This window comes from Helicobacter pylori (assembly GCF_014497725.1).
Lineage (GTDB): Bacteria > Campylobacterota > Campylobacteria > Campylobacterales > Helicobacteraceae > Helicobacter > Helicobacter pylori_DE.
In genome coordinates, this window is record NZ_JACTGF010000004.1 from 68,842 (window position 1) to 92,769 (window position 23,928).

The window sequence follows — 23,928 nt, forward strand, 5'->3', positions numbered from 1 at the left end:
AGCCATCATAGGCTCTTAGTTTTCTTCTTTCGCTTTACGCAAATTGTCTAAACCGGTCACAAAATAACGCGCCGGAGCCGTCCAAACAGAAAGCAACATTCCCATAAGCTCTTCTTTGCTTGGGAGTTTTGAAACCGCTTCCACATGAGCTACGCTAACGCTTTCTTTATCAAACAAGCCCGCTTTCAACACAAAGTGATCTTTATGCTCTTTTTGGAAGTCAAATACGAGTTTAGAGAGAGCGATTTGATCACCGCCCCACAAAAACACATTGGTTTCTTTCAAATCCAAATCAGAATAGCCGGCCTCTTTCATGGCAATATGAGCGAGAGTGTTCTTAATCACTTGCACTTTAATGCCTTGATTGCGAGCCTTATTCCTTAAAGCTTCCAACTTTTTCACGCTAAGACCCTTATAATCGCAAATTAAAAGGGCTTTGGCATCTGCAAATTGCGATTTTAAGTTAGCGACTAGCTCTACTTTATGCTGCCTTTGATGTTGTTTTTGCATCTTTTCCTCCTTTCTAGACTAGACCTCTGCAAGATTATCTTTTTAAAAAAGAAATTTTAAGCTTTTTAGCTCTTACGATCTTCAGCCTAAGATTAAAAACTCCCCTAACGCTATTTAATATCCATCAATTCCTGTGCGTCCAAACTCACTGAAGGCGACATGGTGAGTGAAAGAGCGGCGTTTCTAATATACTTGCCTTTCGCACTACTGGGTTTTAGGCGGTTGATCGTTTTAACCAACTCAAGCATGTTTTCTTTGATTTTTTCTTCAGGAAAACTCGCCTTACCAATAGGGGCATGAACATTGCCCTTTTTATCCACCCTGAAATTCACTTGACCGCTTTTAGCGTTAGTAACCGCTTTAGCAATATCCATCGTAACGGTTCCGGTTTTAGGGTTTGGCATCAAACCTTTAGGGCCTAAAATCCTACCCACTTTACCGACAACCGCCATCATATCAGGCGTTGCGATCACCATGTCAAAATCAATACGGCCGTTTTTGATTTCTTCAGCCAAATCGTCTCCGCCAACGACATCAGCCCCAGCGTTCTTGGCTTCATCTTGTTTAATGTCTTTTGCAAAAACAGCCACTCTTACTTTTTTCCCTGTTCCATGAGGAAGCACCACCGCACCGCGCACCATTTGATCCGCATGCCTTGGATCAACCCCTAGCCTTAACGCTACTTCCACGGTTTCATCAAATTTGGCTGAAGCGAGGGATTTAACCACCTCTACGCCTTGCTCTACGCCATACGCTTTATCGTTTTGAATTTTAGAAAAAAGTTTTTCCAATCTTTTAAATACTTTTTTTGCCACGATTCTAATCCTTAAAAATTTCTTTCAATTCCAACAAAACCCAATTAATCCACAACTTCTACGCCCATGCTCCTAGCGCTACCCATAACGATTTTTTTGGCCGCTTCCATGGTGCTTGTGTTTAAATCTTCCATTTTCAATTGTGCAATCTCTTCCACTTGCTTGTGGGTGAGCTTTGCGATCTTATTTTTGAGCGGGTTGTCAGAACCTTTTTCAACCCCAGAAGCTTTTTTGATCAAATCCGTTACCGGAGGCTTTTTAGTGATGAAAGTAAAACTTTTGTCTTGATAAACCGTGATAATCACTGGGATATTAAAACTCCCCATGTCTTTAGTTCTCTCATTAAAAGCCTTACAAAATTCCATGATATTAACCCCTCTTTGGCCCAACGCTGGCCCTACGGGAGGTGAAGGGTTTGCCTTACCGGCAGGGATTTGAAGTTTGATTTCTCCGACTACTTTTTTAGCCATGTTTTCTCCTTAAAAAGTTATATAATTTTTTCCACTTGCGAATGCAAAATCTCTATTGGAGTGTTCCTACCAAAAATAGAAACATTGAGCTTGAGTTTGCGGTGCTCCACATCATACTCTTCCACCGTAGCGGTAAAGTTCGCAAAAGGGCCTTCCACCACGCGCACCACTTCGCCTTGCTCAAAAAAGATTTTTGGCTTGGGGGCTGCTCGGTTATTCATTTTTTCTAGAATATGCCCAATATCCGCTTCACTCAATGGGGTTGGCTTTTTATTTTCTCCAATAAAACGGCTCACTCTTGGCAAAGATTGTATCTTATGCCACAAAACCGTATCTAAATCCACCTTAATAAAAACATACCCAGGATAAAGGCTTCGTTCCGTTACTTTCGTCTTGCTTTTTTTAGAAACCTCTATAATATCTTCAGTAGGTACAATGATCTCTTGTATCCTATCTCTTATATTATGGTCATTCGCTAGATTCTCAATCGCTTTCTTAACGGACTGCTCGCTCCCTGAATAAGTTTGTATAGCATACCAATCCATCATTATTCTCCTTATTTAAAGCCACCAACCTATAGAACACTAGAGACAAAAGCCCCCAGAAAAAAATCCAACAAAGCTAAAAACAGCGTGATAGCACTCACCACCACCAAAACAGAAACAAGCGCGTTGCGTATCTGCTCCTTAATAGGAAATATCACTTTAGAAAGCTCTTCTCTAGCTAATTTATATTGCATGAGCCATTTATCCATAGTTTCTTTTCGCCCTCACTTAAACTTCATACATTTATACATTAAAAGAATTTTCAATTTTATCCAAAATAGCTTAAACTAAAATTAAAAAATTCAAAAACAATCCAATTGAAACAAAAATTTGATAGAATAAATTAGTAGATGGCAGGCCAGGAGGGACTCGAACCCCCAACAACCGGTTTTGGAGACCGACGCTCTACCATTGGAGCTACTGACCTAACCTCCCCTCCTTTTAAATCACAACACAAAAGAAAGAACTAGCTCTTCAATTTGATTTCTTTATGAAGAGTGTGTTTGTTTTCCCTTGGGCAGAACTTCTTAAGCTCCAGTTTTTCGGTGTTAGTTTTAGCGTTCTTGGTTGTGCTGTAATTGATGTCTTCACAATCAGAACACTTCAACCCTATTTTAACTTTCATAATGACCCTTTATGGTAACTCTCTTTGCTAATATTATTCAATAATATTGCTCACAACACCAGCACCAACGGTCCTACCGCCTTCACGAATCGCAAATTTAGTTCCCAACTCTAACGCAACAGGGCTAATCAACTCTACAGTGATTTTAACATTATCGCCAGGCATAACCATTTCTACGCCTTCAGGAAGGGTGATAGAGCCAGTCACATCAGTCGTGCGCACATAGAATTGCGGGCGGTAATTGGTGAAGAATGGAGTGTGTCTCCCGCCTTCTTCTTTAGAAAGGACATAAATTTCTCCCTCAAATTTCTTGTGCGGAGTGATAGAACCTGGTTTGCATAGAACCATACCGCGTTCTACTTCTTCTTTTTTAGTTCCTCTCAAAAGCACGCCCACATTATCGCCGGCTTCACCTTTTTCCAACTCTTTCCTAAACATTTCTACACCGGTTACAGTCGTTTTTTGTGTAGGTCTGATACCAACGATTTCCACTTCATCGCCTACTTTCACCACGCCTCTTTCAATCCTACCTGTAACTACAGTCCCTCTACCCGCAATAGAGAACACATCTTCAACCGGCATCAAGAAAGTTTTTTCAGTGTCTCTTTCTGGAGTAGGGATATAGGCATCCACTTCAGCCATGAGCTTAAGCACTTTTTCACCCCATTCACCCACATTACCAGCCTTTGCTTCTTCTAAAGCTCTTAAAGCTGAACCCGCTATGATAGGAGTGTCATCGCCAGGGAATTCATACGCGCTCAACAATTCGCGTACTTCCATTTCTACAAGCTCTAACAATTCTTGGTCATCTACCATGTCTTGTTTGTTTAAGAAAACAACGATGTGAGGCACGCCTACTTGACGAGACAATAAGATATGCTCTCTGGTTTGAGGCATAGGACCATCAGCTGCAGAAACAACCAAAATCGCTCCGTCCATTTGCGCCGCACCGGTGATCATGTTTTTTACATAGTCAGCGTGTCCTGGGCAATCCACATGTGCATAGTGTCTGTTTTCAGTCTCATATTCAATGTGAGAAGTAGCGATAGTGATCCCTCTTTCTTTTTCTTCAGGGGCGTTATCAATATTATCATAGTCTTTCATTTCTGCAAGACCTTTCAAAGAAAGCACCGCTGAAATCGCTGCACTCAAAGTCGTTTTACCATGGTCTACATGCCCAATGGTTCCAATATTAACATGCGGCTTAGTTCTGTTAAACTTTTCTTTTGCCATTTGTATTTCTCCTTAATTTTTTGAAATGGATTTTAGAATTATACTAAACAAAATCCTAAGTATTCCTAAATGCTACCACAAAATTTAAGACATTTTTGTCTTATCGCCATTCAAGAGATTATAAACTGGAGCCTATAAGCGGAATTGAACCGCCGACCTCTTCCTTACCAAGGAAGTGCTCTGCCTCTGAGCTATATAGGCGTCTCAAAAACTAAAATGTTATCCTAAAATGGAGCGGGAAACGGGACTCGAACCCGCGACCCTCAGCTTGGAAGGCTGATGCTCTAGCCAACTGAGCTATTCCCGCATCTAAAAAAACAAAATGGTGGTGAGACGTGGATTCGAACCACGGAAGACATAGTCAGCAGATTTACAGTCTGCCCTCGTTGGCCACTTGAGTATCTCACCAAAAACTTTACAAAATAACATTTTAACTGGAGCTGGCTAAGGGACTTGAACCCCCGACCTGCTGCTTACAAGGCAGCTGCTCTACCAACTGAGCTAAGCCAGCAACTAAAATAATCAAAGACTTGGGATTATAGCAGTTTTATACTTGACTTGTCAAGAAATGATGACAGAAAGCTAAATTATTCGTATGGCACAGAGCATGGTTAAAATTTAGCTATAATCTAGCTCAATTTGGCTTAACACAGCTCAAAGCTTATTACATATAAAAGAATTTATGGACACTTAAATTATGGCGAAAAAAAAACATAAAATTTCTACTTTAAAATACTTTTTGCGTTCTTTAAAGCAAATCTACATGCTCATCACTTTCAAGGAAAAAATGGTTTTTTTCCTGCTTGTGCTGATGGCTGTTTTTTCTTCTTTTGTGGAAGTGATGTCCCTAACCCTCCTGATGCCTTTTATCACTCTCGCTTCCGATCCTAATAGGGCTTTAGACGATAAAGATTGGAAAATGGTCTATGATTTTTTCCATTTTTCATCTCCCGTTCGTCTTATGTATTTCTTTAGTTTTTGCTTGGTTGGGATTTATTTGTTCAGGATGTTTTATGGGGTGTCTTTCACTTATTTGAAAGGGCGTTTTTCCAATAAGAAAGCTTATCAAGTCAAGCAACAACTTTTTTTACAGCACATTAAAAGCAACTATCTCTCCCACCTTAACCACAACTTGGATTCTTTAAGAGATATTATCAATAATAAAGCGGATGGCATGTTTATGAGCTTTAACGCTTTTTTGAATCTACTCACCGAATTAACCGTGATCGTTTTTTTCTATTCCACGCTATTAATCACTAACTGGAAGTTAACGCTTGTATTCACTCTAATCATCTCTATACAAATTTTTATTATCACTAAAAAAATCACCGTTCTTATTCAAAAAAAGGGCGAGATAGCGGCAAAATCTAGGGCGCAAACGCTTAAAGTTTTTTCCAAATTTTTCAGCAATTTCAAAATCACTAAACTCAAAGACAACCACGAAGAAGCCCACAAGCTTTTTGGAGAAAATAGCCGTAAAGCCCATGACACTGAGATCATTTACGCCACTTTACAAGTGGTCCCCAGGTATTCATTAGAAACGGTGGGTTTTAGTTTGTTGATTTTAGCGGTCGCTTACATTTTATTCAAATACGGCGAAGCTAAAATGGTGCTTCCTACCATTTCTATGTATGCTCTAGCGCTTTATCGCACGCTCCCTTCTGTTACTGGCGTTTTGAATCAGTATAATGAAATCGCTTACAACCAGCTTGCGACTAACATTGTTTTTAAAAGCCTTTCTAAAACCATCGTTGAAGAGGATTTAGTCCCTTTAGACTTTAATGAAAAAATCACTCTTCAAAACATCTCATTCGCTTATAAGTCAAAACACCCGGTTTTAAAAAATTTTAACCTCACCATTCAAAAAGGTCAAAAAGTCGCTCTCATAGGCCATAGCGGGTGCGGGAAATCCACGCTGGCGGATATTATTATGGGGCTTACCTACCCTAAAAGTGGGGAAATTTTTATTGATAACACCCTTTTAACCAACGAAAACAGGCGCTCATGGCGTAAAAAAATAGGCTATATCCCCCAAAATATTTACCTTTTTGATGGCACTGTGGGGGATAATATCGCTTTTGGGAGCGCTATAGATGAAAAACGCTTGATTAAGGTGTGCAAAATGGCTCATATTTATGATTTTTTATGCGAGCATGAGGGCCTTAAAACCCAAGTGGGCGAAGGGGGCGCTAAGCTTAGCGGCGGTCAAAAACAGCGCATAGGCATTGCAAGAGCCTTATACGATAACCCTGAAATTTTGGTTTTAGATGAAGCCACTTCAGCCTTAGACAATGAAACCGAGAGTAAAATCATGGATGAAATCTATCAAATCGCTAAAAATAAAACCCTAATCGTTATCGCCCACCGCTTAAGCACGATTGAACGCTGTGAAGTCATCATTGACATGAGCCAACACAAAGACAATCTCGGCTAATCAGTTGGCTTTACTCTTGCTTGAAGTTTTGCAAATCAAACCCCTTAAAGCTCTCTAAATACTTCCCCTGATAGCCATCTTGCCCCACTAAATTTTTCAAAACCTTGCTGTTGTAACCCAAAAACGCCACTTTATTAGCCTTAGCGCTTTCATAATCATTGACGCTATCGCCTATCATTAGCATGCGGCTTGGGTCATAGGCGTATTTTTGAATGATATTAGCAATGATTTTGGGTTTATTAGGCGGACTCCCTTCAACGCTCTTAAAATACTTAATGATCCCTAAAAACTCGCACAACACTTGCAATTCGCTATGCAAGGCCGCTGAAGCGATATGAAAAATATAATTTTGATAATGCTTATCAATAAACGCCATCACTTCGCTGTTCAAATGCCTCCTATCAAAAAGCTTTTGTTCTATAATAGCGCCAAACTCTAGGGCTAATGCATCTATTTCTTCTTGAGCGATAGGGGTTTTTAAAATCTCATTATAAAAATATTGGATTTTTTCATTCCTTGAAATCCCCCCACTTTGATAGTGATAAACTTCAAATTGTTTCAAACCCTCTTTACTATCGTTGCCATGCTTTTGAAACAACGCCTTAAACCCTTCGTATTTTAAATGCATGCTGTCAAAAATCACGCCATCAAAATCCCATAAAACCACTTCAAGCGCCATGATTTCCCCTTTTTTATAGGCTTATTTTGGTTTCATTTTACCTTATTTAAGCGATCATTTTTGCCATCATTGAAGTGTTTGGATTGGTTTTAATCAAATACTGCCCGTTAAAGCCTTATTTAAAACTCTAACGCTCTTTAGACTTTTAACTTAAAGCTCGTTTTTAAAGGTTGGGTTATTTTAACTCTTATTTGATAAGAACATGCAAACACTCTTTGGTGTGCGTGGCTTTATGGGCGCGTTTGTTATCCGCTTTAAAACGCATGTAAGTTTTGGTCATTAAGGAGTAAGTGCCGTATTTTTTTAAGATATTTTTAATCTCTGTCTCGCTCATAAGCCCTTCATTGTTATAGCTTAAAAAAATATATTTGAATCGCGCTTTTTTGATCAAGTCTTCAAAAGCGTTTAAGATTTGAGAACGAGAGCAAAAAGAGGATTTCTGGTAATTAGGCAAGCCGGTTTTGCCTTTTGGATCAAAGGGTGTATAAATAGCAATCGTGTTTAATAAATGGTAATTCGCCCCGTATTGTCTCGCATTGTAAGGGGGGTCTAAATACAAAATATCCCCTGAAATCTTTCCAATCAAATCATTAGAATCCTGCTGATACACTTCATTAGCGTTTAAACTCAAATCAAAATGAGCGCCTTTTAAGATGAGTTCTTTTTGAGCGCTTTTTTTAAGGCGTTTTAAAAAAGCCCCATAAACTGAAGCGGTGTTAGCCACCTTGTCCGCGCTCTCTAATAGTGATGCGAGCAAAAAATAATACGCGCAATTATCAATATTTTGAAAAAGCTTAAGCTCTTCAATTTTTAAACGCATCGCATCAATTTTTTGAGCGTTTGTTTCGCTAAAATACTGCCTTGAACTCCCCCCTAAAGAATAATGCGAATAAATAAAACCCTTTTTTAAAGCAACGCTATTGAGCCCATTAATAAGCTCTTCTTGATTAGGGATTTCTTGAATGTTGCCGATATAATTTTGATTCAAAACAAAGCTATAATATTCCAAATCATTAGAGATGATCTTATTAACAGCTTTTTTAAACGCACGCCCCACAATGCCCGTCCCAGCGAATAAATCACAAAAAATCGCACCAGAAAGGTTGTCCCCTACAACCGCATGGATATTTTCCTTAATAAAGGGAATGAGCTTGTATTTAGAGCCGATGTAGTTCATTGATCTGTGTTTGTATGCTTCTTTAAAAATGGTATGGCTATTATTAAAGTTAAATTTTATGTATTGTAACATAACTTGATTATGAATAAGTCTTAACCCCCACGATTAAAATAATCCTAAAACCAACCAATCAATCCTATGTGAAACAATGATCGTTTTTTAATACCGCACGCCCTACCAATCGCTTCATTAAAACAACGAAACAACCCCCTATTATAAACAAAGACTTTTTCTATCGCAACTGCTCATTAAAACACCACTAGAAAAACAGCGACACCCCCTACTAGCTGAATGCATCAAAGCTTTTGCCGCTATTGCCCTATTTTCTAGTAGGTTCTTTTATAACTACCATTCTTATATTCTTCCACTTTACCCTTTGATGTGGTTACAGCCACTACACCACCTGAAACTTGCACATTAACAGCGTTACTACCATAAGTTCTCTTATAGTTACCATTCTCATATTCCTGTATTTTGCCATTAACGACTTTAATTACAACCGCCATTATAAACCTCCTAAAATATAAATTGTGATATATCCAACGCCAAACTACCAATCTAGTCTATAGTCTAACTAACAGATAAACATAACCTAAGTATTTGATCGCAAAATCCCTAAAGAATAACTTAAAAACAAACTCGCTTAACTCTCATAAAATCAGTCTCATTGATCAATTTACCTCAAAATAACCCACATGGCACAAACTCCAACCGCTTGTCTAGAATTAACGATCCTTTGTGATGGTTTTAGCTTTAGCGCCTACAGCCGTAGAACCCGTGGGTAAATCTGAAAGCACCACCGCATTAGCCCCAATCCTCACATCATCGCCCACATAAATCGCACCCAAGACCTTAGCCCCTGCCCCCACTACCACACGATTGCCTAAAGTAGGGTGGCGCTTGCCCTTGAACTTGCCCGTGCCACCCAAAGTTACGCCATGATAAATGGTAACATCATCTCCAATCTCTGTGGTCTCGCCAATCACCACACCCATGCCATGATCGATAAAAAGCCCCCTCCCAATCTTAGCACCCGGATGGATTTCTATCCCAGTGATAAAACGCGCTAACTGAGAAAGCGCGCGAGCGATGAAGTAAAACCTCCGCTTGTGCAACGCATGCGCTAGGCGGTAACAAAGCAGCGCATGAATGCCCGGATAAAGCAAAAGAACCTCCCACTTATTCCTAGCTGCCGGGTCTTCTTGCAAGACACGCTCCAGGCTATAAGACAGATCTAGCATGACAGAGTCTCCGGTTAAAATATATTTGGATCAACATGACTTAAGCAGATTTTTCTCATCTATTCCAATAAAACTTGATACAAATTTTTCTTGCTATTATACCCAAACTCACGCTCCTTTTAATGGAGTAAAATCAATAGAGTAAAACGCTCTCTTTTTTAATTTTTTCAAATTCTATTAACAACCCTTTAAAAAAGGTTTAAAGAACCCACTAATCCACATTGATTTGGCATTTATTTGGGATAAAACTATTTTAAACGAAAAAGATAAAAAGCAGATTGAAAAAGATTACTATTAATGGTGCCGAAGGTCGGACTCGAACCGACACGGGATTGCTCCCACCAGATTTTGAGTCTAGCGTGTCTACCAATTCCACCACTTCGGCGTGTATAGAGCAAAGAGTGAGATTATACCAACTTATTCCTTAAAAAAACTTAATGGTGCACTGGGCGAGACTCGAACTCGCACGAGATTGCTCTCACCACCCCCTCAAGATGGCGTGTCTACCAATTCCACCACCAGTGCTAAAAATTCAAAACAAGCAAATATTATAGCTAAATCATGCTTTTTAAGCAATAATTTAGCTCATCAAAAACCCTTAACTTAAGAATGGGTTACTATAAATAGCGATAATAGCAAAGACTAAAGTATAAATCACTTGCGCTTCAATCATCGCCATGGCCACGAACATGGTTGTGAGCAATTTACCGCCCACTCCTGGGTTTCTCGCTGTGCCTGTAATGGTCGCTGCGGCTGCATTCCCCATACCGATCGCCCCACCAAAAGCGGCAATCCCTAGACCGATCATCGCCCCTAAGATAGAATAGGATTTAATCATATCCATCCCACCCATGCCACCATCATGAGCGAAAGCAACGCCTGCTAAAGCCAGAAAAAATAACGCTAAAAATTTCATTTTCGCACTCCGTTTCAAAAATTGGGCTTGATTTTCATTTCGAATCGTTCCTCTACTTTCAAAAATACAAGCAAGGACTCATTTTAATCTAAATTTGCTTAAAATCTCTTTTAAAAACGCTTTTTAAAAATTTTAAGCCAAATCCAAAGCGATTTTACCCTTATTGAAACTAATCACCCTACACCTGATACTATCGCCTTCTTTTAAAACCACTTGACACCTGTCCATGTTTTGTTTTCTTAACAAGCCTTCGCCCCCCTTAGGCAAGCTTAAAAACGCCCCAAAATCCACGATTCGTTTCACTTGAGCTTCTAGCACCTCATCAATAGCGTATTGCTCCAATTCTTGATCTAAAGAATGCAAATAGTTTAAAATAAATTCTTTAGTTTTTAAAACGCGCTCTTTATTCCCCATGATTTTCACTTCACCGCTCGGTTTATTCAAATCAATCTTAACCTCAAACCTTTCTACTATCTCTTTAATCACACGCCCCCCTTGACCGATAATTTCTACAATTTTATCTGGAGCGACATTAAAAATTTCAGTTGTGGGCAAATGGGAAAAATTGATCACGATCTTTTCTTTCGCTTCATGCATGATTTTTAAAATATGTTTCCGTGCTCTTTTGGCTTGGAGTAAGGCTTGGTATAAAACCTCTAATTGGATACCGCTCATTTTGGTATCCATTTGCATAGCCGTAATGCCTTCTAAATTCCCGGCAATCTTAAAGTCCATATCGCCTTCGGCGTCTTCTAAACCGCTAATATCGCTTAAAATGGCGTGATCTTGCCCTTCGCTCACCATGCCCATAGCCACCCCAGCGACTAAATCATGAATTTCCACACCGCTTGCATAAAGGGCTAAAGACCCTGCACACACGCTCGCCATTGAGCTTGAACCATTGCTTTCTAAAATCTCAGAAACCAATCGTATCACCTGCTCTTTATTTTTAATGCTCGTTTCTAAGGCTCTTTTAGCTAAATTCCCATGCCCTAATTCGCGCCTTGAAGTCGCGCCAATAGAGCTCGCTTCGCCCACGCAAAAAGGAGGGAAATTATAATGGAACATGAAGCGCTCTTTGATAGGGGCTTTATGCTCCAAACTCTCATGGGTTTGAGCGTCATTATCCGTGCCTAAAACCCCTACCACTAAGCTTTGAGTTTGCCCCCTAGTGAATAAAATGGAGCTGTGCGCCATAGGGAGCAAATCACTCTCTATTGAAATGGGCCGCACTTCTTCTAACGCGCGCTTATCTGGGCGAATCTTATCCTTAATGATCATGCGTCTGATCTCAGTTTTTTTCACCTTCTCTAAAGACAATTCAATTTCTTCTAAACTGAATTCTGAGTGGGCTTCACTGATTTTTCTAGCCACTTCTTTGAAAACATTTTCTCGCTCGCTCAAAGCAGAGCTTTCAATGCCTTTGATGATTTCATCAAAATACTGATTTGTTAATAAATCCAACAGCCTTTCATTAAAAATTATTCCTTGGCTTTCTTTAAAAAGCAGCTCGTTTTGATAGGGCGTGAAAGCCTCTTCATAAAGCGTGCAGGTTTCTTCCAAACTTTTTTGAGCCAATTCTAAAGCTTTTAGCATTAAAGGCTCTTCTAAAGCGTTTAATTTTTGCCCCAAAGAGCGCATTTCTATCATGTTCAAACTCTCTTTGGTGCCGGACACGAACAGATCCAAACTGGATTGATTCAAAAGGCTTGCGCTAGGGTTAATGATAAATTCGTTATCCATCCTAGCGATCCTGCAAGCGCTCACGCTTTTAATAGGAGCGATATGGGCTAAAAAGAGGGCGACTGAAGCGGCGTTTAAAGCAGAAACTTGCAAATCGTTTTCAATATCATGGCTTAAAACCATTAAAGTGATTTGCGTAGGGTAGCGGTAATCTTTAGGGAATAAAGGGCGTAAGGTCCTATCTATGAGCCTAGAGGTTAAGATTTCAAAATCTTGCGCTCTGCCTTCTCTTTTAACAAAACCGCCAGGAATTTTACCGGCAGCATACGATTTTTCTAAAAACTGCACCACTAAAGGCAGAAAATCTTCACTCACAGGCTCTCTTTCTACGCACACGCTCGCTAAAATAAGGGTTTTTCCTAAGCGATACATTAAAGAGCTAGTGGCTTGTTTGGCCACTTGTTTGAGAGCGAATTCTTCGGTTCTGTTACCAGAGTTGATGGTGATAAAATCCATATTTAATGTTCCTTTTTTAAATTGGGCGCGTTGTTAGCGCCCAAGTATTTTTCAATTTCTTCATTGCTTAATCGCTTGAGTTCTTTATAATGATGCTCCACAGAGACAAAACATTCAGGGCGGTACACGCTAATCACCCCATCGCACAAACTTTCTAAGCCTTGAGCGACATTTTGCGCGAGAATGGGAGTTAAAATATAAATGTCTTGGCATTCTTTTTTCAAGCAAGTTTGCACGCCTAACCCTGCTCTAAACCCGGTTTCAATCCCCCTATCTACGATAAAAATATTTTTATCTTTTAAGCTTTTGATCGCATTGCCTTTGCGATACTGATAGATGTGAGACAAAATGTCTTCTTCATAAGCTCGCTTGGCTTCCCCATAAACATAGTCTAAAGTGATGTCAAAGGAATTGATCAAACTTTCATTCATCACTATATCCATGCTCTCACTCACTAAAGCGATCTCGCATTTTGAGTTTAAAGGGGCTAGGATAGGTTCTAAAAAAAGTATATCATAAGTCGCCCCAAATTTTTGCGCTAAAGCGTTAGCTAAATACAAGGCGTTAAAACTCAAAGCGAGCATGATGGAATCTTTTAAATCAATGTGGCGCGTGTGGATTTCATTAATCAATTTGTTTAAAGCGTCTTCTTCATTGATAAAACGCATGCCCTCAATATCGGTGATATGGCTAAAATCCGTATTCAAATCTATTCCTTTTTTACTTACGCTGTAAAGAGCGGTAAGTTACATTGGTTTTAGTGATCGGTGAAAAGTCTAATTCTAGCTTAACATAGTTATTTTCAAACACTCTTATAGGTTGGTTGGGATCGCCGGTGAGGATAGGGCGTCGTTGGTTGACGAATTGAAAGCCAATCCCAAAACAACGGATCTTTTTATAAAGCCCTACATTCCAGCTTAAAACCACATTATTTTTAATATCATAACCCACATCCGCGCTCATGGAAAAATACCCAAAATCGTTGCTAAAACCCGCCTTTAAATAATCCGCAGGATTTTCTACAATGCTATTAATCCCACTGCTAAAATTGTTCCTTAAAAAATAAGAGAGGTTAAAGCTTAAAAATTTGCGTTGGTAATTGGCGTTCACAGAGATTTCTTCTAGGCGGTTTTGATAAAACGAATAAAAGACATTCCCAAAGATGTTCAATCCCGTTAAGGGCGAAAACCCGATCTTGCTTTCTAGGGGCATTTTAAAGGGCGAAACTTTATCGTCAAGATTGATGAGTTGCGATATTTTAAAATACAACAACTCTTGCCCTCCTAAGCCATAAAGGTATTGCGTTAGGGTTAAATTCACCGTTTTATTGCTCGCATCGCTAGGTAAAATGCTATTAGGATTCCACACGGAGTCATACAAGCGCCCTTGATAATCGTAATCTCTCAATAAAGGCGAAGTGTAGCTGTTTAAAGCTTGCGCGCTTAAAGCATACATGTTTTGAGAAAATAAGCCATTCTTAAAGGTGTAATAAGGGATGTTGAAAATCGCTTCCAATTGGATCGTGTGGAAAAGCTTGTTGTATTCTCTAGCCAAATCCGTATTCACATACATGGAAAAATTCGAAGACACAAAGTTTCCAAATTCTCTTGATTCATTAGGGATCGTAGGCACGAAGGAATTTTTAGATTGCATTAAAGCCACATTAGATAGTTGGAGATCATTCCAAAGCCCTAAAGACAAATACTTTTTAAACAAAGAAAATTGCAAGCCCACCGGCACATTCAAAGCGTTTTGCACATAGCCATAGCCAATCTCTCTTGCGGTGTTTCTAAACTGATAATCCACTGAATACAATAAATTCCTGAAATACAAAGAATTTAAATATTTATGGTATTGCAAATTAGGGACAGATTGGAAAGTGCGGTTATTGTTGATTTTATTCAGGTTTAAAAAATACTTGATATTCAAGCCGTAATAATTGTTTTCTGTTTGCAAATAGTAATTCGCCCTAGACATGTGCGTGGCGTCTGTGATGCGCTTATTAACCTTTTCAAAACGCACATAGTCCAAATCGTTCATGTATAAAAAGTCAATGTAATGCCCGTTGTCAATATTAGACTTAAGATGAAAGTATTTTTGTAAAGTGTCCCTGCTAGAGCTTAAAAATTCAAACCCGTAGATATTTTGATTTCTCAAATCGTAGCGTTTGACGTATTGGGTGTAATTCCTAAAATAGCGCGCATTGAATAAAAACCTGTCGTCTTTAGAGTTGATGTAGCGCGCTTCAAAATTCAAGCCAAAACCCCTTTTATAGCGGATTTGTGGGGTAAAGGTCATGTCCCATGAGTTTTTGGGGGCTAAATAAAAGGGTTGCAAATAAATAAAGCCGTCTAAGTTGGAAGTGCCAAACTCAGGGTATAAAAACCCAGTGGTGCGCTTGTTGCTCGTGGACATGAAAATATAAGGCAAATACAATATAGGAATATCGCCGACATAAATCTTAGGATTCCACATTGACAAATGCGATTTTTGCATATTAAATGAACCTGAAGTCGCATTGACATGCCAAATGGGGTTGTCAATGCTGCACCCTGAAGCGCTCATGTTTTTAATCTTATATTTTTGATCCTTCCCGCTAGCAATATCCGCGCTCACCCAAATCCCGCTCACGCTGTCTTGGACATAAAAGGGGAAAATGATCTCATATTTTTCATTCAAACTCAATTTCACATAATCGGTTTTAACGAGCAAACCCTCGCCCCTATAAACCTTGATATTGCCTTCTAATAACGCTTCTTTAGTTTTGGTGTCATAACGCACCTTGTCCGCTAGAATATACACGTCATAATTCAATAAGATCGCATTCCCTGAGGCGGTTATCACATTGTCTTTGGCGCTCACTTTATCCGCAAGGATTTCAAAAATCTTATGGTTTTGTTTGTCAAATCGTTGCATAGCGATTTCTTTAGCGTCTGATACGCTCAATAACAAAAAAAACACCACATAAAACCAACGAATCATTTTAAAACAACACCAAAAGACTTTTGCTTTTTTCTTCATGCCATGCCCTATGATAGGGGTTTTTAAACACTACAAACCATAAAAAGGGGCATAGAAAAACCACGATCTTTAACCCTAAACGCTTCAATAAAATAGCCCTACTGGGGCAATCTGCTAAATAAATATCAATGATTTTAATCCTAAAAACCAGTTTAGCCAAACTCATCTTGCACAAACACACAAAAAAGATTTCATAAACGCCATACAAGATGATAAAACTCACTATGACAAACACGCTGTAATAAATGGGGTTAGCTAGCCAATATAAAGAATGCAAAAAATCGCATGCCCTTAAAAGATCGCTCAATAAAAACGCCACCAACAAACCATCGGTTAAAAACGCTAAGATGCGCCAATACAAGGGGCATAAACGCATTTTTTCACGCATAAGGAGTGTTTCTATGATTTCAGTTTCTTCTTTTTCTAAGTTTGGAGAGCGCATTCAAAAACAAACAAGACAAACTCTTTGGTTTGTCTTAAACTTTAACCTTTAAGAATATTCTTTCAAATCTAACACCTTAAAACCAATATCCTTGCGATAAAACATGCCTTCAAAATGCACCTTTTGAGCGATTTCATAAGCATGGTTTCTGGCTTCTAATAAGGATTTTCCTCTGCCAATGGCAAAGATCACCCTCCCCCCACTGCTTTCAAACACGCCATTATCCTGCTCCACCTCCCCTAAAATCAAATGACCCTTTTTTTCATCAACCGGATCAATATAAAGGGTTTGTTTGGGCGAAGAGCTAGTGGGGTAATTCCTAGAAACAAGCGCGACACTCATCACAAATTCTTTAGAAAACACCAACTCAAGAGAATGCAATTCCCCTTTGGCTGTGGCTAAAAACAAATCTAATAGCGGATTTTCTACAAGGGGTAAAATCGTCTGGCATTCAATGTCTTTAAAACGCACGCTAAAATCCAATAAATACGGCTCTAAAACGCCTTTTTCTTCTATGATTACAATTTCAGCGAGTAAAACCCCTTTAAAAGGCGTGTTGTCAGCCTGAAGTTTCTCTAAAGTGGGTTTAAAGATATGATTTTTTATTTTCTCTTCTAATTCATTAGAGAAAAAGTTTGCAGGAGCGATAGCCCCCATACCCCCTGTATTGACCCCATTATCCCCCTCTAATAAGCGTTTGTAGTTTTGGCAAAAGGGCAACAAAATAAAATCATCATTGGCTATGAGCGCTGTAACTGAAAGCTCAAACCCCTCTAAAAAAGGCTCTATGATCACAGGCTCATTGCTTTGTTTGAAAGCGTCTTCAAGGATTTTTAACGCTTCTTCTTGTTGATGGACAATGCTTGTGTTTTTATTCAACGCTTTAATGACTAAGGGGAAAGAAGCGTTTTGAATGTAACTCAAAGCTTCTTTTAAGTCGTTTGTTTCAAAGTAAGACGCGCTTTTGATACCGCATTCTTTAACAAAAGCTTTCATATAGCTTTTAGAAGCCTCTAACTTAGCCGCTTCTTTAGAAGCCCCAAACACTAAAATACCCGCTTTTTCTAGCATCTCTGTAAGCCCTAAAACCAAAAGCTCTTCTTCTGAAATGATGGCTAAATGGATCTGTTTTTTCAGGGCTAATTCCACGATATGCTCGTAATGTTCGCATTCCAGATTCTCGCCTAAATCTTGAGTGCCACCATTACCCAAACAAAAATACAAAGCATTCACTCGCTCATCTTGCTGAAGCCTTTGAGCCAAAGCATACTCTCGCCCCTTATTCCCCACAATTAAAACATTATAGTTATTGTTATCTTTCATGTCTTCCCTAAAATGTGGTTGTTTTTAAACCCAGATGACCGCTACTTTTACATGTGCATAAGTTCAACAAACCTACACTAATAAGGCTAGGAGAATCTTCTTAGGGGCAGATTTAAAAAAATGCCATCACACAAAAACCACTACCTTAGCCTAACTTATTTTTTCAACGAACTTGCCATCAAATAAGAAACGCAAATCACCCAGGCGATGCTTACAATTATACTTAAATTTTAAAGAAATTCCATGTAAAACTATACAGCATAAAAAACACAATCAAAAAATAGACGACGAAAGGAGTTATAGTCGTGGCTATGGGCGGTAAGGTTTCAATTGCGTTCGAATTTCTAATTTTTTGCTCTTAATCTTTTAGAAAAATTAAAATTCTAAGGATTCACCTTTTCGTTAGGGTTATTAGATCGATTTGGTTCATCGCATTCAAATGAAAAATTTTTTCCGTCAAACTTTCTGAGAACAAGACCTGATTGTTTGCATAATTCTAATGCTTTGTTAAGCTTTTGATTTCTTATCTCTTCCAATTGTTTAATATTCGTATCAAGATAGGCTTCATAGGTTTCTTTTGTCATTATAATCATTCCAAATGTTAAAATCCTATAGCCTTTATCTTGATGATAAGCTTTAAGTGTAACAAAGATCACTAAAGCATAAACACTTAAAAGCGCTAATAACCAAAGAGTTATTTTGCTAGTTATAGATAACGCTTTTTTCACTTCAATACCTAAACATAGGATTATCAAAATAATCAAACATTTTAGTGTTGTTTTGTGGCTGTGTATTTTGATGATTGGAGTTGATAATGTTGTTTGTAGGGTTTTTTAAGGGCTTTTTTGTAGCCGGTTCATCGCATTCAAATGAAAAATTGGTGTTATCAAATTTTTTAAGAACACGATTTTGTTGTTTGCAAAATTCTAAAAACTTTTGAAAATTCTCTTGAGATTTTTTTTCTTGCTCTTCTTTTTGCCTACGCTGTTCTTTAAGATTTTTTTCTCTTAAAAGTTCTGTATGCCATCTTGAGATTTCAGCATCTCTTTTAACTTCTGCTTCTTTTAATCCAATATTGCTAAGTTTTTTAAACTTAATACAATTTTCAAGAGATTTGAATAAAGAAAGACATAAAGAATCTTCAATTTCTAATTCATCTAGTTGCTTGCCAATTTTATACTGAAACCATTGTAAAAAATTATTATTCTACCAAAAATAGAATAAGACAAAAATTCTAACCATCTCTAATTTTAATACCCCATTAAACTTAATGAAACCTAAACTCAACGAAACCAAAACCCAACATAAATATTACTAAAAAGATTTTTTCTAAAGATCTCACCACCAACAAAGCGATAACTCGCAATTCAATCTTAGGCTTCATCTGCAACAATACAATCTTTAGCAATCAAGCCATCTGTTATGATTAGACATGACTTTAGATCTTATTTTTAATAGTAAAACTCATTCCCCCTACAACCCCAAACTAAACCCCCTAACCCTAAAGAGCGCTTTTTTAAGAAGTTATCATTTAACTAGCGTCAAAATCTTTTATATTATTATAAAAAACGCTTTTAGTATTTCTTAAAATATTATCACTCAATAGGAAATCCTTTACTGATTTATTTCAACCTTTCTTTATACGCCGCTTCCAAACTGCTATACCCTTTTTTCAATTCTCCCACACCCCCAAAAGCCACCACTTTAGCTTCTTTTAAAAAAATCGCGCTGTCTAAATACTTTTCCACATCCACCACCAAATGCGTAGAAACTAACAAGCTTGCGTTTTGGCTAAATTCCTTAGCGATTAACTCAAAAATCTCTTCTCTTGCAATAGGGTCAATCCCAGCCACCGGCTCATCAAAAAGATACAAAGAAGCGTTTCGTGATAGGGTTAAAATCAGCTGTAATTTTTCCCTCATGCCTTTTGAAAGGGCTTTAAACTCTCTTTTTAAAGGCACGCTGAAGCGTTTTAACAAATTTAGGGCTTTTGATGAATCAAAATCGCTGAAAAAATCCTTGTAAAAAGCGATCGCTTTTAAAGGCGTTAATTTAGGATCTAAAAAATCGCCATCGCTTAAAAACGCCACGCTTTTTTTCGTCTCTATGCCGATCTTTTGATTTAAAATTTTCACTTCCCCTTGATAGTTCAAATTCAATCCGGCTAAAATCTTTAACAGAGTGGTTTTACCCGCCCCATTAGGGCCTAAAAGCCCTATAAATTGCTGTTTGGGTAGTTTTAAACTGATATTGTCTAACGCTTTTAAACTCCCATAGGTTTTAGTCAAATTCTCTATTTCTACTAGCATTTTAATTCCCCAAATTTGCGCACTCTTTTATAAAAATCGCTAATGATGTTTTCTAAATCTTTAGGGGTGAAATCAGGCCATAAAATCGGCGTGAAAAACAATTCCGCATAACTAGACTGCCACAATAAAAAATTAGACAAGCGCATTTCCCCCCCTGTCCGTAACAACAAATCCACTTCCGGCAAATCATGCGTGTCTAAACGATGAGAGATTTCATTTTCTAAGCTTTCTAAAGGGTCCATATTGTTAGGCGGGCTTTCTAATAAACTTTTAAACGCCCTTGAAAGTTCGTTTTTAGATCCGTAATTAAGGGCTAAAACTTGCGTAAAATCCTTAAAATGCCTGGTATCACTTTCAAGCCGTAAAATCGTGTCTCGTAATTCTTTAGAAAAGCCCTCTAAATCCCCTATCGCCCTGAAGCGTATGTTATTATTTAAATAAGTGGATCGCTCATCTTTAAGGTATTTTTTAAGCATTTTCATTAAAAAATCCACTTCACTTTTGGGGCGTTTCCAATTTTCCGTAGAAAAAGCGTATAAAGTCAAGCATTCTAATTTATGATTAGCGCACCAAATCGTAATGTCTTTTAGGGTTTTTACGCCCTTTTTATGCCCATAAGCCCTAGCTTTATTCTTTAATTTAGCCCACCTGCCATTACCATCCATAATAATGGCAAGATGTTTGAGAGTGTTATCCAATGCCTTTACCCTTTAAAGAAAGTCCTTAATTATACACCATTAAAGCGTGCAAGCATCCACTAAATAAGCGATATGCTGCCAAGCGAATTGGGTTTTTTCACTCAAACCGATCTCGCAAGTGCTAGAAGTGGAAAAGCCTCTTTTAAGATCATAGGATTGGTAAAACGCTTGAAAGCCGTTTAAAGCGCTCTCGTTCAATTCAGGAGTGAAAAAGCCCTTATTCCCCGCAAAACCACAACAACCCGTCTCTTTATGGATAACAATCTCGCCCAAAGTGCATTTTTTAGCCAAATTAAACAACAACTCTTCTTTATTTTCTAACCTTAAAGCGCACATCGTGTATAACCCTATGTCTTCGTTAATGGGGTTGAATTTTAATTTTGGGCTTAGAACTTCTTCAATATAGACGCTCAAATCATAGACTTTCAAATCCTTATAAGCTTTCATTTGCTTGATAAAATGCGTCGAACATGCGCTATGGTCTAAAACAATCGGTATCTTGCCGTTATCGCTTAATTGTAAAAAAATCGCATGGTTTTTTTCATTGTTTTGCTTGGTTAATTCGGTGTAATTGATAAAGGCTTTCCCGCAACAAAGTGCGTTTAATCCGTTAGAATACACCACAGAAACTTTGGCTTTTTGGCATAAGGATTCAAACACTTCTTGAATGCATCTTTTATCCGCCATTTTGGTTGATGGGGCAAACGAGCGGTTGATGCAGGTGCTGAAATAAATGACTTTTTCTCCACCCTTAAGCGTTTTATTTTCTAAAGGATAGGCGTTGTTTTTGGGCATGTAATGAAAGGCTTTAGGGAAAGGTTTGATGAATTTTTTAATCCCTTTGGTTAGGCTCACCAAGTTGTGAGGGCCTATGAGTTTTTGAACCACGAAAGCGCTTTTTAAAGAAAAACGAGCCGCGCTTGTGGTCGTTTGCATGTGATTTAAGATCTTTGAAGCGATCTTTTCGCCTTTAGGGTTTTTTTGATAATGATTTAAGGCGATGCTCCCGGTATCAATTTTTAAAGGGCATAGGGTGGAGCACATATGGCACACCGCGCAAGTGGCGTGGGCTAAGTATTCAGACTCTTTTAAAAGCTCATCTAATAAAACCTGATCTTCATCATGACCATGACTTACCCTTTCTTTTAAACGCTCTATCTCTCTGTGGATAACGATGCGTTGTCGTGGCGTTAAAGACAAATCTTTACTGGGGCAAATCCTTTCACAAAACCCACATTCCATGCACATGTCCAAATGCTCTTCAATAGGGTAAATGCTCTTTAAATTTTTAGTGTGGATTTCTTTATCGTTTGTGATGATCACATCAGGGTTTAAAAGGCCATTAGGATCAAACAATTCTTTGATTTGTTTGTGGATCTTATAGGCTTTTTCTCCCCACTCCATTTCCACAAAAGGGGCTACCATCCTGCCTGTGCCATGTTCGGCTTTAATAGAGCCAGAGCTTTTGCTCACCATTAAAAACATCTCAGAAACTAAATTTTCAAACGCTTTTCTTTCAGCTCCATTTTCTAAAATCGGCGTAACGACAAAGTGCAAATTCCCGCTTAACGCATGCCCAAAAATAATGCCATTATCCTTAAAGCCATGTTTTTTTAAAAGCCCTTCAATCGCTTTTGCCCCTTCTACAAAATCCTCTTGACTGAAACACACGTCTTCAATGATCACAGAGCTTTGGCTTTTTCTTTTTGACGCTGCGATAGGGAAAATGCCTTTTCTGATCTTCCACCACGATTGATAAATGTTAGGATCACTGCTGATTTGAGAATCTAAAACGACCGGTATCGCATTCAAAGCGTTTAAAATCGTTTGCATGCTGTTTTCTAAAATTAAAGGATCATCGCTTTCGCTTTGAATGAGTATGCATGCGTTAGGCTCTTTGACTTCTAAAATCGCTCTAGGCATGCCCTCCAAGCCTTTCACGCTTTTTAAGCACGCATAATCCATAAGCTCTGCTGAAGAAATCATTTCGGGTTGTTTGGCTTTTAAGGCGGCTAAAATTTGAGCAGCTTTGGCACATCGCTCCAAATTTTCATAAAACAATAACGCGCAAGTTTTGTAAGCGTAGTCTTTCACGCATTCTAATTCCACGCTTGAAATAAAGCCTAAAGTCCCCTCAGAGCCTATGAATAAATGGCTGATGATTTCAATCGGATCTTCAAAATCAATGAGAGCGTTTAAGCTGTAGCCGGTGGTGTTTTTGATCTCGTATTTTTTCTTAATTAGAGCATGCAATTCTTTATCTTTTAATATTTCTTTTCTTAAGTTTAAAACCCCTTCAATCAAATCTTTACGCGCGTTTTTGAAATTCTCAACGCTCTCTTGATTGGCCGTGTCTAAAAGAGTGCCATCAGCTAAAATCACTCTTAAGGATTTTAGGGTTTTGTAGCTGTTTTGCTCCACCCCACAACACATCCCGCTAGCGTTATTAGCGACAATCCCCCCTATCATAGCGGTGTTTATCGTAGCGGGATCCGGGCCTATTTTTTTATGGTAAGGTTTTAATAAAGCGTTCGCATGGCTTCCTATGACTCCGCATGAAAGCTGAATGCTTTGAGCGTTGTCTAAAATGTGAGCGTCTTTGAAAAAATGTGCCACCACCACTAGCACCCCATCACAGATCGCTTGCCCTGATAAGGAACTCCCAGCCGCTCTAAAAGTCAATGTAACGCCATGCTTTTTAGCTAAAACACAAAGCTTTTGGACTTCTTCTTCATTCTTCACCCAAGCGACTATTTTGGGGATATAACGATAACATGACGCATCAATGCCATAAGCCAAACGGCGTAAATAATCCTTAAAGATCCGCTCGTTTAAAAACCCGCTCGCTTCGGTAAAAAAAGCGTGATAATTTTCTTCCACGCACACTCCTTAAACATTCTTATTTATCAAATCATTGTAACATAACATTACTTTAAAAATTAAGGATAAACATGCTTGAAGATTATGCGATCAGTTTAGAAGAAGTCAATTTCAATGATTTTATCGTGGTGGATGTGCGCGAATTGGACGAATATGAAGAATTGCATTTGCCTAACGCCACGCTCATTAGCGTCAATGACCAAGAAAAGCTCGCTGATTTTTTAGCCCAGCACAAAGATCAAAAAGTGTTGCTCCATTGCAGGGCTGGTCGTAGGGCTTTAGATGCGGCTAAAAGCATGCATGAATTAGGCTATACGCCCTATTATTTAGAGGGCAATGTCTATGATTTTGAAAAATACGGCTTTAGAATGGTCTATGATGACGCTTCTTTGAGTGGCAAAAAAAACTAGG

At 38.5% G+C, this 23,928-nt stretch carries 24 protein-coding genes and 7 tRNA genes; 2 read left to right on the forward strand and 29 right to left on the reverse strand.

Annotation, left to right across the window (positions count from 1 at the left end):
* Positions 1–15: 15 nt before the first annotated feature.
* The 12 genes from rplJ to H7N69_RS04645 form a co-directional block, all read right to left on the reverse strand.
* The gene (gene rplJ / locus H7N69_RS04590) at positions 16–510 is read right to left on the reverse strand and encodes a 50S ribosomal protein L10 (protein ID WP_001171718.1); all 495 of its coding nucleotides are present in this window, start codon (positions 508–510) and stop codon (positions 16–18) included.
* A gap of 110 nt (positions 511–620) precedes the next feature.
* Positions 621–1,325 carry a 50S ribosomal protein L1 gene (gene rplA, locus H7N69_RS04595; RefSeq protein ID WP_001085847.1) on the reverse strand — a complete coding sequence of 235 codons (705 nt, stop codon included), beginning with the start codon at positions 1,323–1,325 and terminating at the stop codon, positions 621–623.
* A 44-nt stretch (positions 1,326–1,369) separates the two neighbouring features.
* Positions 1,370–1,795 (reverse strand): 50S ribosomal protein L11, encoded by a 426-nt coding sequence (gene rplK / locus H7N69_RS04600; protein WP_001085997.1) that lies wholly within the window; start codon positions 1,793–1,795, stop codon positions 1,370–1,372.
* A gap of 17 nt (positions 1,796–1,812) precedes the next feature.
* On the reverse strand, positions 1,813–2,340 hold the full coding sequence (nusG, locus tag H7N69_RS04605; RefSeq protein WP_001846772.1) for a transcription termination/antitermination protein NusG: 528 nt from the start codon (positions 2,338–2,340) through the stop codon (positions 1,813–1,815).
* Positions 2,341–2,369: 29 nt separating this feature from the next.
* Positions 2,370–2,549, reverse strand: a complete 180-nt coding sequence (gene secE / locus H7N69_RS04610) for a preprotein translocase subunit SecE (RefSeq protein ID WP_000362122.1) — start codon at positions 2,547–2,549, stop codon at positions 2,370–2,372.
* 142 nt (positions 2,550–2,691) lie between these two features.
* A tRNA-Trp gene (locus H7N69_RS04615) sits at positions 2,692–2,767 on the reverse strand.
* Positions 2,768–2,806: 39 nt separating this feature from the next.
* Positions 2,807–2,965: a 50S ribosomal protein L33 gene (rpmG, locus tag H7N69_RS04620; protein WP_000865159.1), complete on the reverse strand. Its 159-nt coding sequence runs from the start codon at positions 2,963–2,965 to the stop codon at positions 2,807–2,809.
* A 33-nt stretch (positions 2,966–2,998) separates the two neighbouring features.
* Positions 2,999–4,198: an elongation factor Tu gene (gene tuf, locus H7N69_RS04625; protein WP_001040574.1), complete on the reverse strand. Its 1,200-nt coding sequence runs from the start codon at positions 4,196–4,198 to the stop codon at positions 2,999–3,001.
* A gap of 126 nt (positions 4,199–4,324) precedes the next feature.
* Positions 4,325–4,399, reverse strand: a tRNA-Thr gene (locus tag H7N69_RS04630).
* Between the two features lie 29 nt (positions 4,400–4,428).
* Positions 4,429–4,505, reverse strand: a tRNA-Gly gene (locus H7N69_RS04635).
* A 16-nt stretch (positions 4,506–4,521) separates the two neighbouring features.
* A tRNA-Tyr gene (locus H7N69_RS04640) sits at positions 4,522–4,606 on the reverse strand.
* Between the two features lie 27 nt (positions 4,607–4,633).
* A tRNA-Thr gene (locus H7N69_RS04645) sits at positions 4,634–4,709 on the reverse strand.
* A 186-nt stretch (positions 4,710–4,895) separates the two neighbouring features.
* Between H7N69_RS04645 and H7N69_RS04650 the strand changes: the two genes are divergently transcribed.
* Positions 4,896–6,632, forward strand: a complete 1,737-nt coding sequence (locus H7N69_RS04650; RefSeq protein ID WP_187884945.1) for an ABC transporter ATP-binding protein/permease — start codon at positions 4,896–4,898, stop codon at positions 6,630–6,632.
* Positions 6,633–6,642: 10 nt separating this feature from the next.
* Here the strand turns inward: H7N69_RS04650 and H7N69_RS04655 are convergent, their stop codons facing one another.
* The 17 genes from H7N69_RS04655 to H7N69_RS04735 form a co-directional block, all read right to left on the reverse strand.
* On the reverse strand, positions 6,643–7,311 hold the full coding sequence (locus H7N69_RS04655; protein WP_187884946.1) for an HAD family hydrolase: 669 nt from the start codon (positions 7,309–7,311) through the stop codon (positions 6,643–6,645).
* A 187-nt stretch (positions 7,312–7,498) separates the two neighbouring features.
* On the reverse strand, positions 7,499–8,488 hold the full coding sequence (locus tag H7N69_RS04660) for a DNA adenine methylase (protein WP_187884947.1): 990 nt from the start codon (positions 8,486–8,488) through the stop codon (positions 7,499–7,501).
* Between the two features lie 326 nt (positions 8,489–8,814).
* Positions 8,815–8,994 (reverse strand): IceA2 protein, encoded by a 180-nt coding sequence (locus tag H7N69_RS04665; RefSeq protein ID WP_000301839.1) that lies wholly within the window; start codon positions 8,992–8,994, stop codon positions 8,815–8,817.
* 219 nt (positions 8,995–9,213) lie between these two features.
* Positions 9,214–9,729, reverse strand: a complete 516-nt coding sequence (gene cysE / locus H7N69_RS04670) for a serine O-acetyltransferase (RefSeq protein WP_000886353.1) — start codon at positions 9,727–9,729, stop codon at positions 9,214–9,216.
* A gap of 298 nt (positions 9,730–10,027) precedes the next feature.
* Positions 10,028–10,114, reverse strand: a tRNA-Leu gene (locus H7N69_RS04675).
* Between the two features lie 53 nt (positions 10,115–10,167).
* A tRNA-Leu gene (locus H7N69_RS04680) sits at positions 10,168–10,254 on the reverse strand.
* A 73-nt stretch (positions 10,255–10,327) separates the two neighbouring features.
* Positions 10,328–10,645 carry a F0F1 ATP synthase subunit C gene (locus H7N69_RS04685; protein WP_000669961.1) on the reverse strand — a complete coding sequence of 106 codons (318 nt, stop codon included), beginning with the start codon at positions 10,643–10,645 and terminating at the stop codon, positions 10,328–10,330.
* A 132-nt stretch (positions 10,646–10,777) separates the two neighbouring features.
* Positions 10,778–12,844, reverse strand: a complete 2,067-nt coding sequence (locus tag H7N69_RS04690; RefSeq protein WP_187884948.1) for a polyribonucleotide nucleotidyltransferase — start codon at positions 12,842–12,844, stop codon at positions 10,778–10,780.
* Positions 12,845–12,846: 2 nt separating this feature from the next.
* Entirely contained in the window at positions 12,847–13,551 is a 705-nt protein-coding gene (locus H7N69_RS04695; protein ID WP_001869148.1) for a phosphoribosyltransferase, read from the reverse strand.
* A gap of 13 nt (positions 13,552–13,564) precedes the next feature.
* Positions 13,565–15,826 carry an LPS-assembly protein LptD gene (locus H7N69_RS04700; protein WP_187884965.1) on the reverse strand — a complete coding sequence of 754 codons (2,262 nt, stop codon included), beginning with the start codon at positions 15,824–15,826 and terminating at the stop codon, positions 13,565–13,567.
* Between the two features lies 1 nt (position 15,827).
* Entirely contained in the window at positions 15,828–16,307 is a 480-nt protein-coding gene (locus H7N69_RS04705) for an RDD family protein (RefSeq protein ID WP_187858971.1), read from the reverse strand.
* 48 nt (positions 16,308–16,355) lie between these two features.
* Positions 16,356–17,630: a phosphoribosylamine--glycine ligase gene (purD, locus tag H7N69_RS04710; protein ID WP_097722061.1), complete on the reverse strand. Its 1,275-nt coding sequence runs from the start codon at positions 17,628–17,630 to the stop codon at positions 16,356–16,358.
* A gap of 383 nt (positions 17,631–18,013) precedes the next feature.
* Entirely contained in the window at positions 18,014–18,358 is a 345-nt protein-coding gene (locus tag H7N69_RS04715; RefSeq protein ID WP_187884949.1) for a hypothetical protein, read from the reverse strand.
* Position 18,359: 1 nt separating this feature from the next.
* The gene (locus tag H7N69_RS04720; RefSeq protein ID WP_033583607.1) at positions 18,360–18,803 is read right to left on the reverse strand and encodes a hypothetical protein; all 444 of its coding nucleotides are present in this window, start codon (positions 18,801–18,803) and stop codon (positions 18,360–18,362) included.
* A gap of 449 nt (positions 18,804–19,252) precedes the next feature.
* Positions 19,253–19,939 (reverse strand): ABC transporter ATP-binding protein, encoded by a 687-nt coding sequence (locus H7N69_RS04725; protein ID WP_000959650.1) that lies wholly within the window; start codon positions 19,937–19,939, stop codon positions 19,253–19,255.
* Positions 19,933–20,637 (reverse strand): di-trans,poly-cis-decaprenylcistransferase, encoded by a 705-nt coding sequence (locus H7N69_RS04730; protein WP_000370680.1) that lies wholly within the window; start codon positions 20,635–20,637, stop codon positions 19,933–19,935. The genes H7N69_RS04725 and H7N69_RS04730 overlap by 7 nt, the downstream gene beginning before the upstream one ends.
* Before the next feature lie 39 nt (positions 20,638–20,676).
* Entirely contained in the window at positions 20,677–23,517 is a 2,841-nt protein-coding gene (locus tag H7N69_RS04735) for an FAD-binding and (Fe-S)-binding domain-containing protein (protein ID WP_187884950.1), read from the reverse strand.
* Between the two features lie 71 nt (positions 23,518–23,588).
* Between H7N69_RS04735 and H7N69_RS04740 the strand changes: the two genes are divergently transcribed.
* Positions 23,589–23,927 (forward strand): rhodanese-like domain-containing protein, encoded by a 339-nt coding sequence (locus tag H7N69_RS04740; RefSeq protein ID WP_120921751.1) that lies wholly within the window; start codon positions 23,589–23,591, stop codon positions 23,925–23,927.
* Position 23,928: the final 1 nt, after the last annotated feature.

What these genes read in the sequence shown, in the direction of transcription:
- rplJ (WP_001171718.1), bottom strand. Translation starts at nt 510, where the DNA reads ATGCAAAAACAACATCAAAGGCAGCATAAAGTAGAGCTAGTCGCTAAC.
- rplK (WP_001085997.1), bottom strand. Translation starts at nt 1,795, where the DNA reads ATGGCTAAAAAAGTAGTCGGAGAAATCAAACTTCAAATCCCTGCCGGT.
- nusG (WP_001846772.1), bottom strand. Translation starts at nt 2,340, where the DNA reads ATGGATTGGTATGCTATACAAACTTATTCAGGGAGCGAGCAGTCCGTT.
- secE (WP_000362122.1), bottom strand. Translation starts at nt 2,549, where the DNA reads ATGGATAAATGGCTCATGCAATATAAATTAGCTAGAGAAGAGCTTTCT.
- rpmG (WP_000865159.1), bottom strand. Translation starts at nt 2,965, where the DNA reads ATGAAAGTTAAAATAGGGTTGAAGTGTTCTGATTGTGAAGACATCAAT.
- tuf (WP_001040574.1), bottom strand. Translation starts at nt 4,198, where the DNA reads ATGGCAAAAGAAAAGTTTAACAGAACTAAGCCGCATGTTAATATTGGA.
- H7N69_RS04650 (WP_187884945.1), top strand. Translation starts at nt 4,896, where the DNA reads ATGGCGAAAAAAAAACATAAAATTTCTACTTTAAAATACTTTTTGCGT.
- H7N69_RS04655 (WP_187884946.1), bottom strand. Translation starts at nt 7,311, where the DNA reads ATGGCGCTTGAAGTGGTTTTATGGGATTTTGATGGCGTGATTTTTGAC.
- H7N69_RS04660 (WP_187884947.1), bottom strand. Translation starts at nt 8,488, where the DNA reads ATGAACTACATCGGCTCTAAATACAAGCTCATTCCCTTTATTAAGGAA.
- H7N69_RS04665 (WP_000301839.1), bottom strand. Translation starts at nt 8,994, where the DNA reads ATGGCGGTTGTAATTAAAGTCGTTAATGGCAAAATACAGGAATATGAG.
- cysE (WP_000886353.1), bottom strand. Translation starts at nt 9,729, where the DNA reads ATGCTAGATCTGTCTTATAGCCTGGAGCGTGTCTTGCAAGAAGACCCG.
- H7N69_RS04685 (WP_000669961.1), bottom strand. Translation starts at nt 10,645, where the DNA reads ATGAAATTTTTAGCGTTATTTTTTCTGGCTTTAGCAGGCGTTGCTTTC.
- H7N69_RS04690 (WP_187884948.1), bottom strand. Translation starts at nt 12,844, where the DNA reads ATGGATTTTATCACCATCAACTCTGGTAACAGAACCGAAGAATTCGCT.
- H7N69_RS04700 (WP_187884965.1), bottom strand. Translation starts at nt 15,826, where the DNA reads ATGATTCGTTGGTTTTATGTGGTGTTTTTTTTGTTATTGAGCGTATCA.
- H7N69_RS04705 (WP_187858971.1), bottom strand. Translation starts at nt 16,307, where the DNA reads ATGCGCTCTCCAAACTTAGAAAAAGAAGAAACTGAAATCATAGAAACA.
- purD (WP_097722061.1), bottom strand. Translation starts at nt 17,630, where the DNA reads ATGAAAGATAACAATAACTATAATGTTTTAATTGTGGGGAATAAGGGG.
- H7N69_RS04725 (WP_000959650.1), bottom strand. Translation starts at nt 19,939, where the DNA reads ATGCTAGTAGAAATAGAGAATTTGACTAAAACCTATGGGAGTTTAAAA.
- H7N69_RS04740 (WP_120921751.1), top strand. Translation starts at nt 23,589, where the DNA reads ATGCTTGAAGATTATGCGATCAGTTTAGAAGAAGTCAATTTCAATGAT.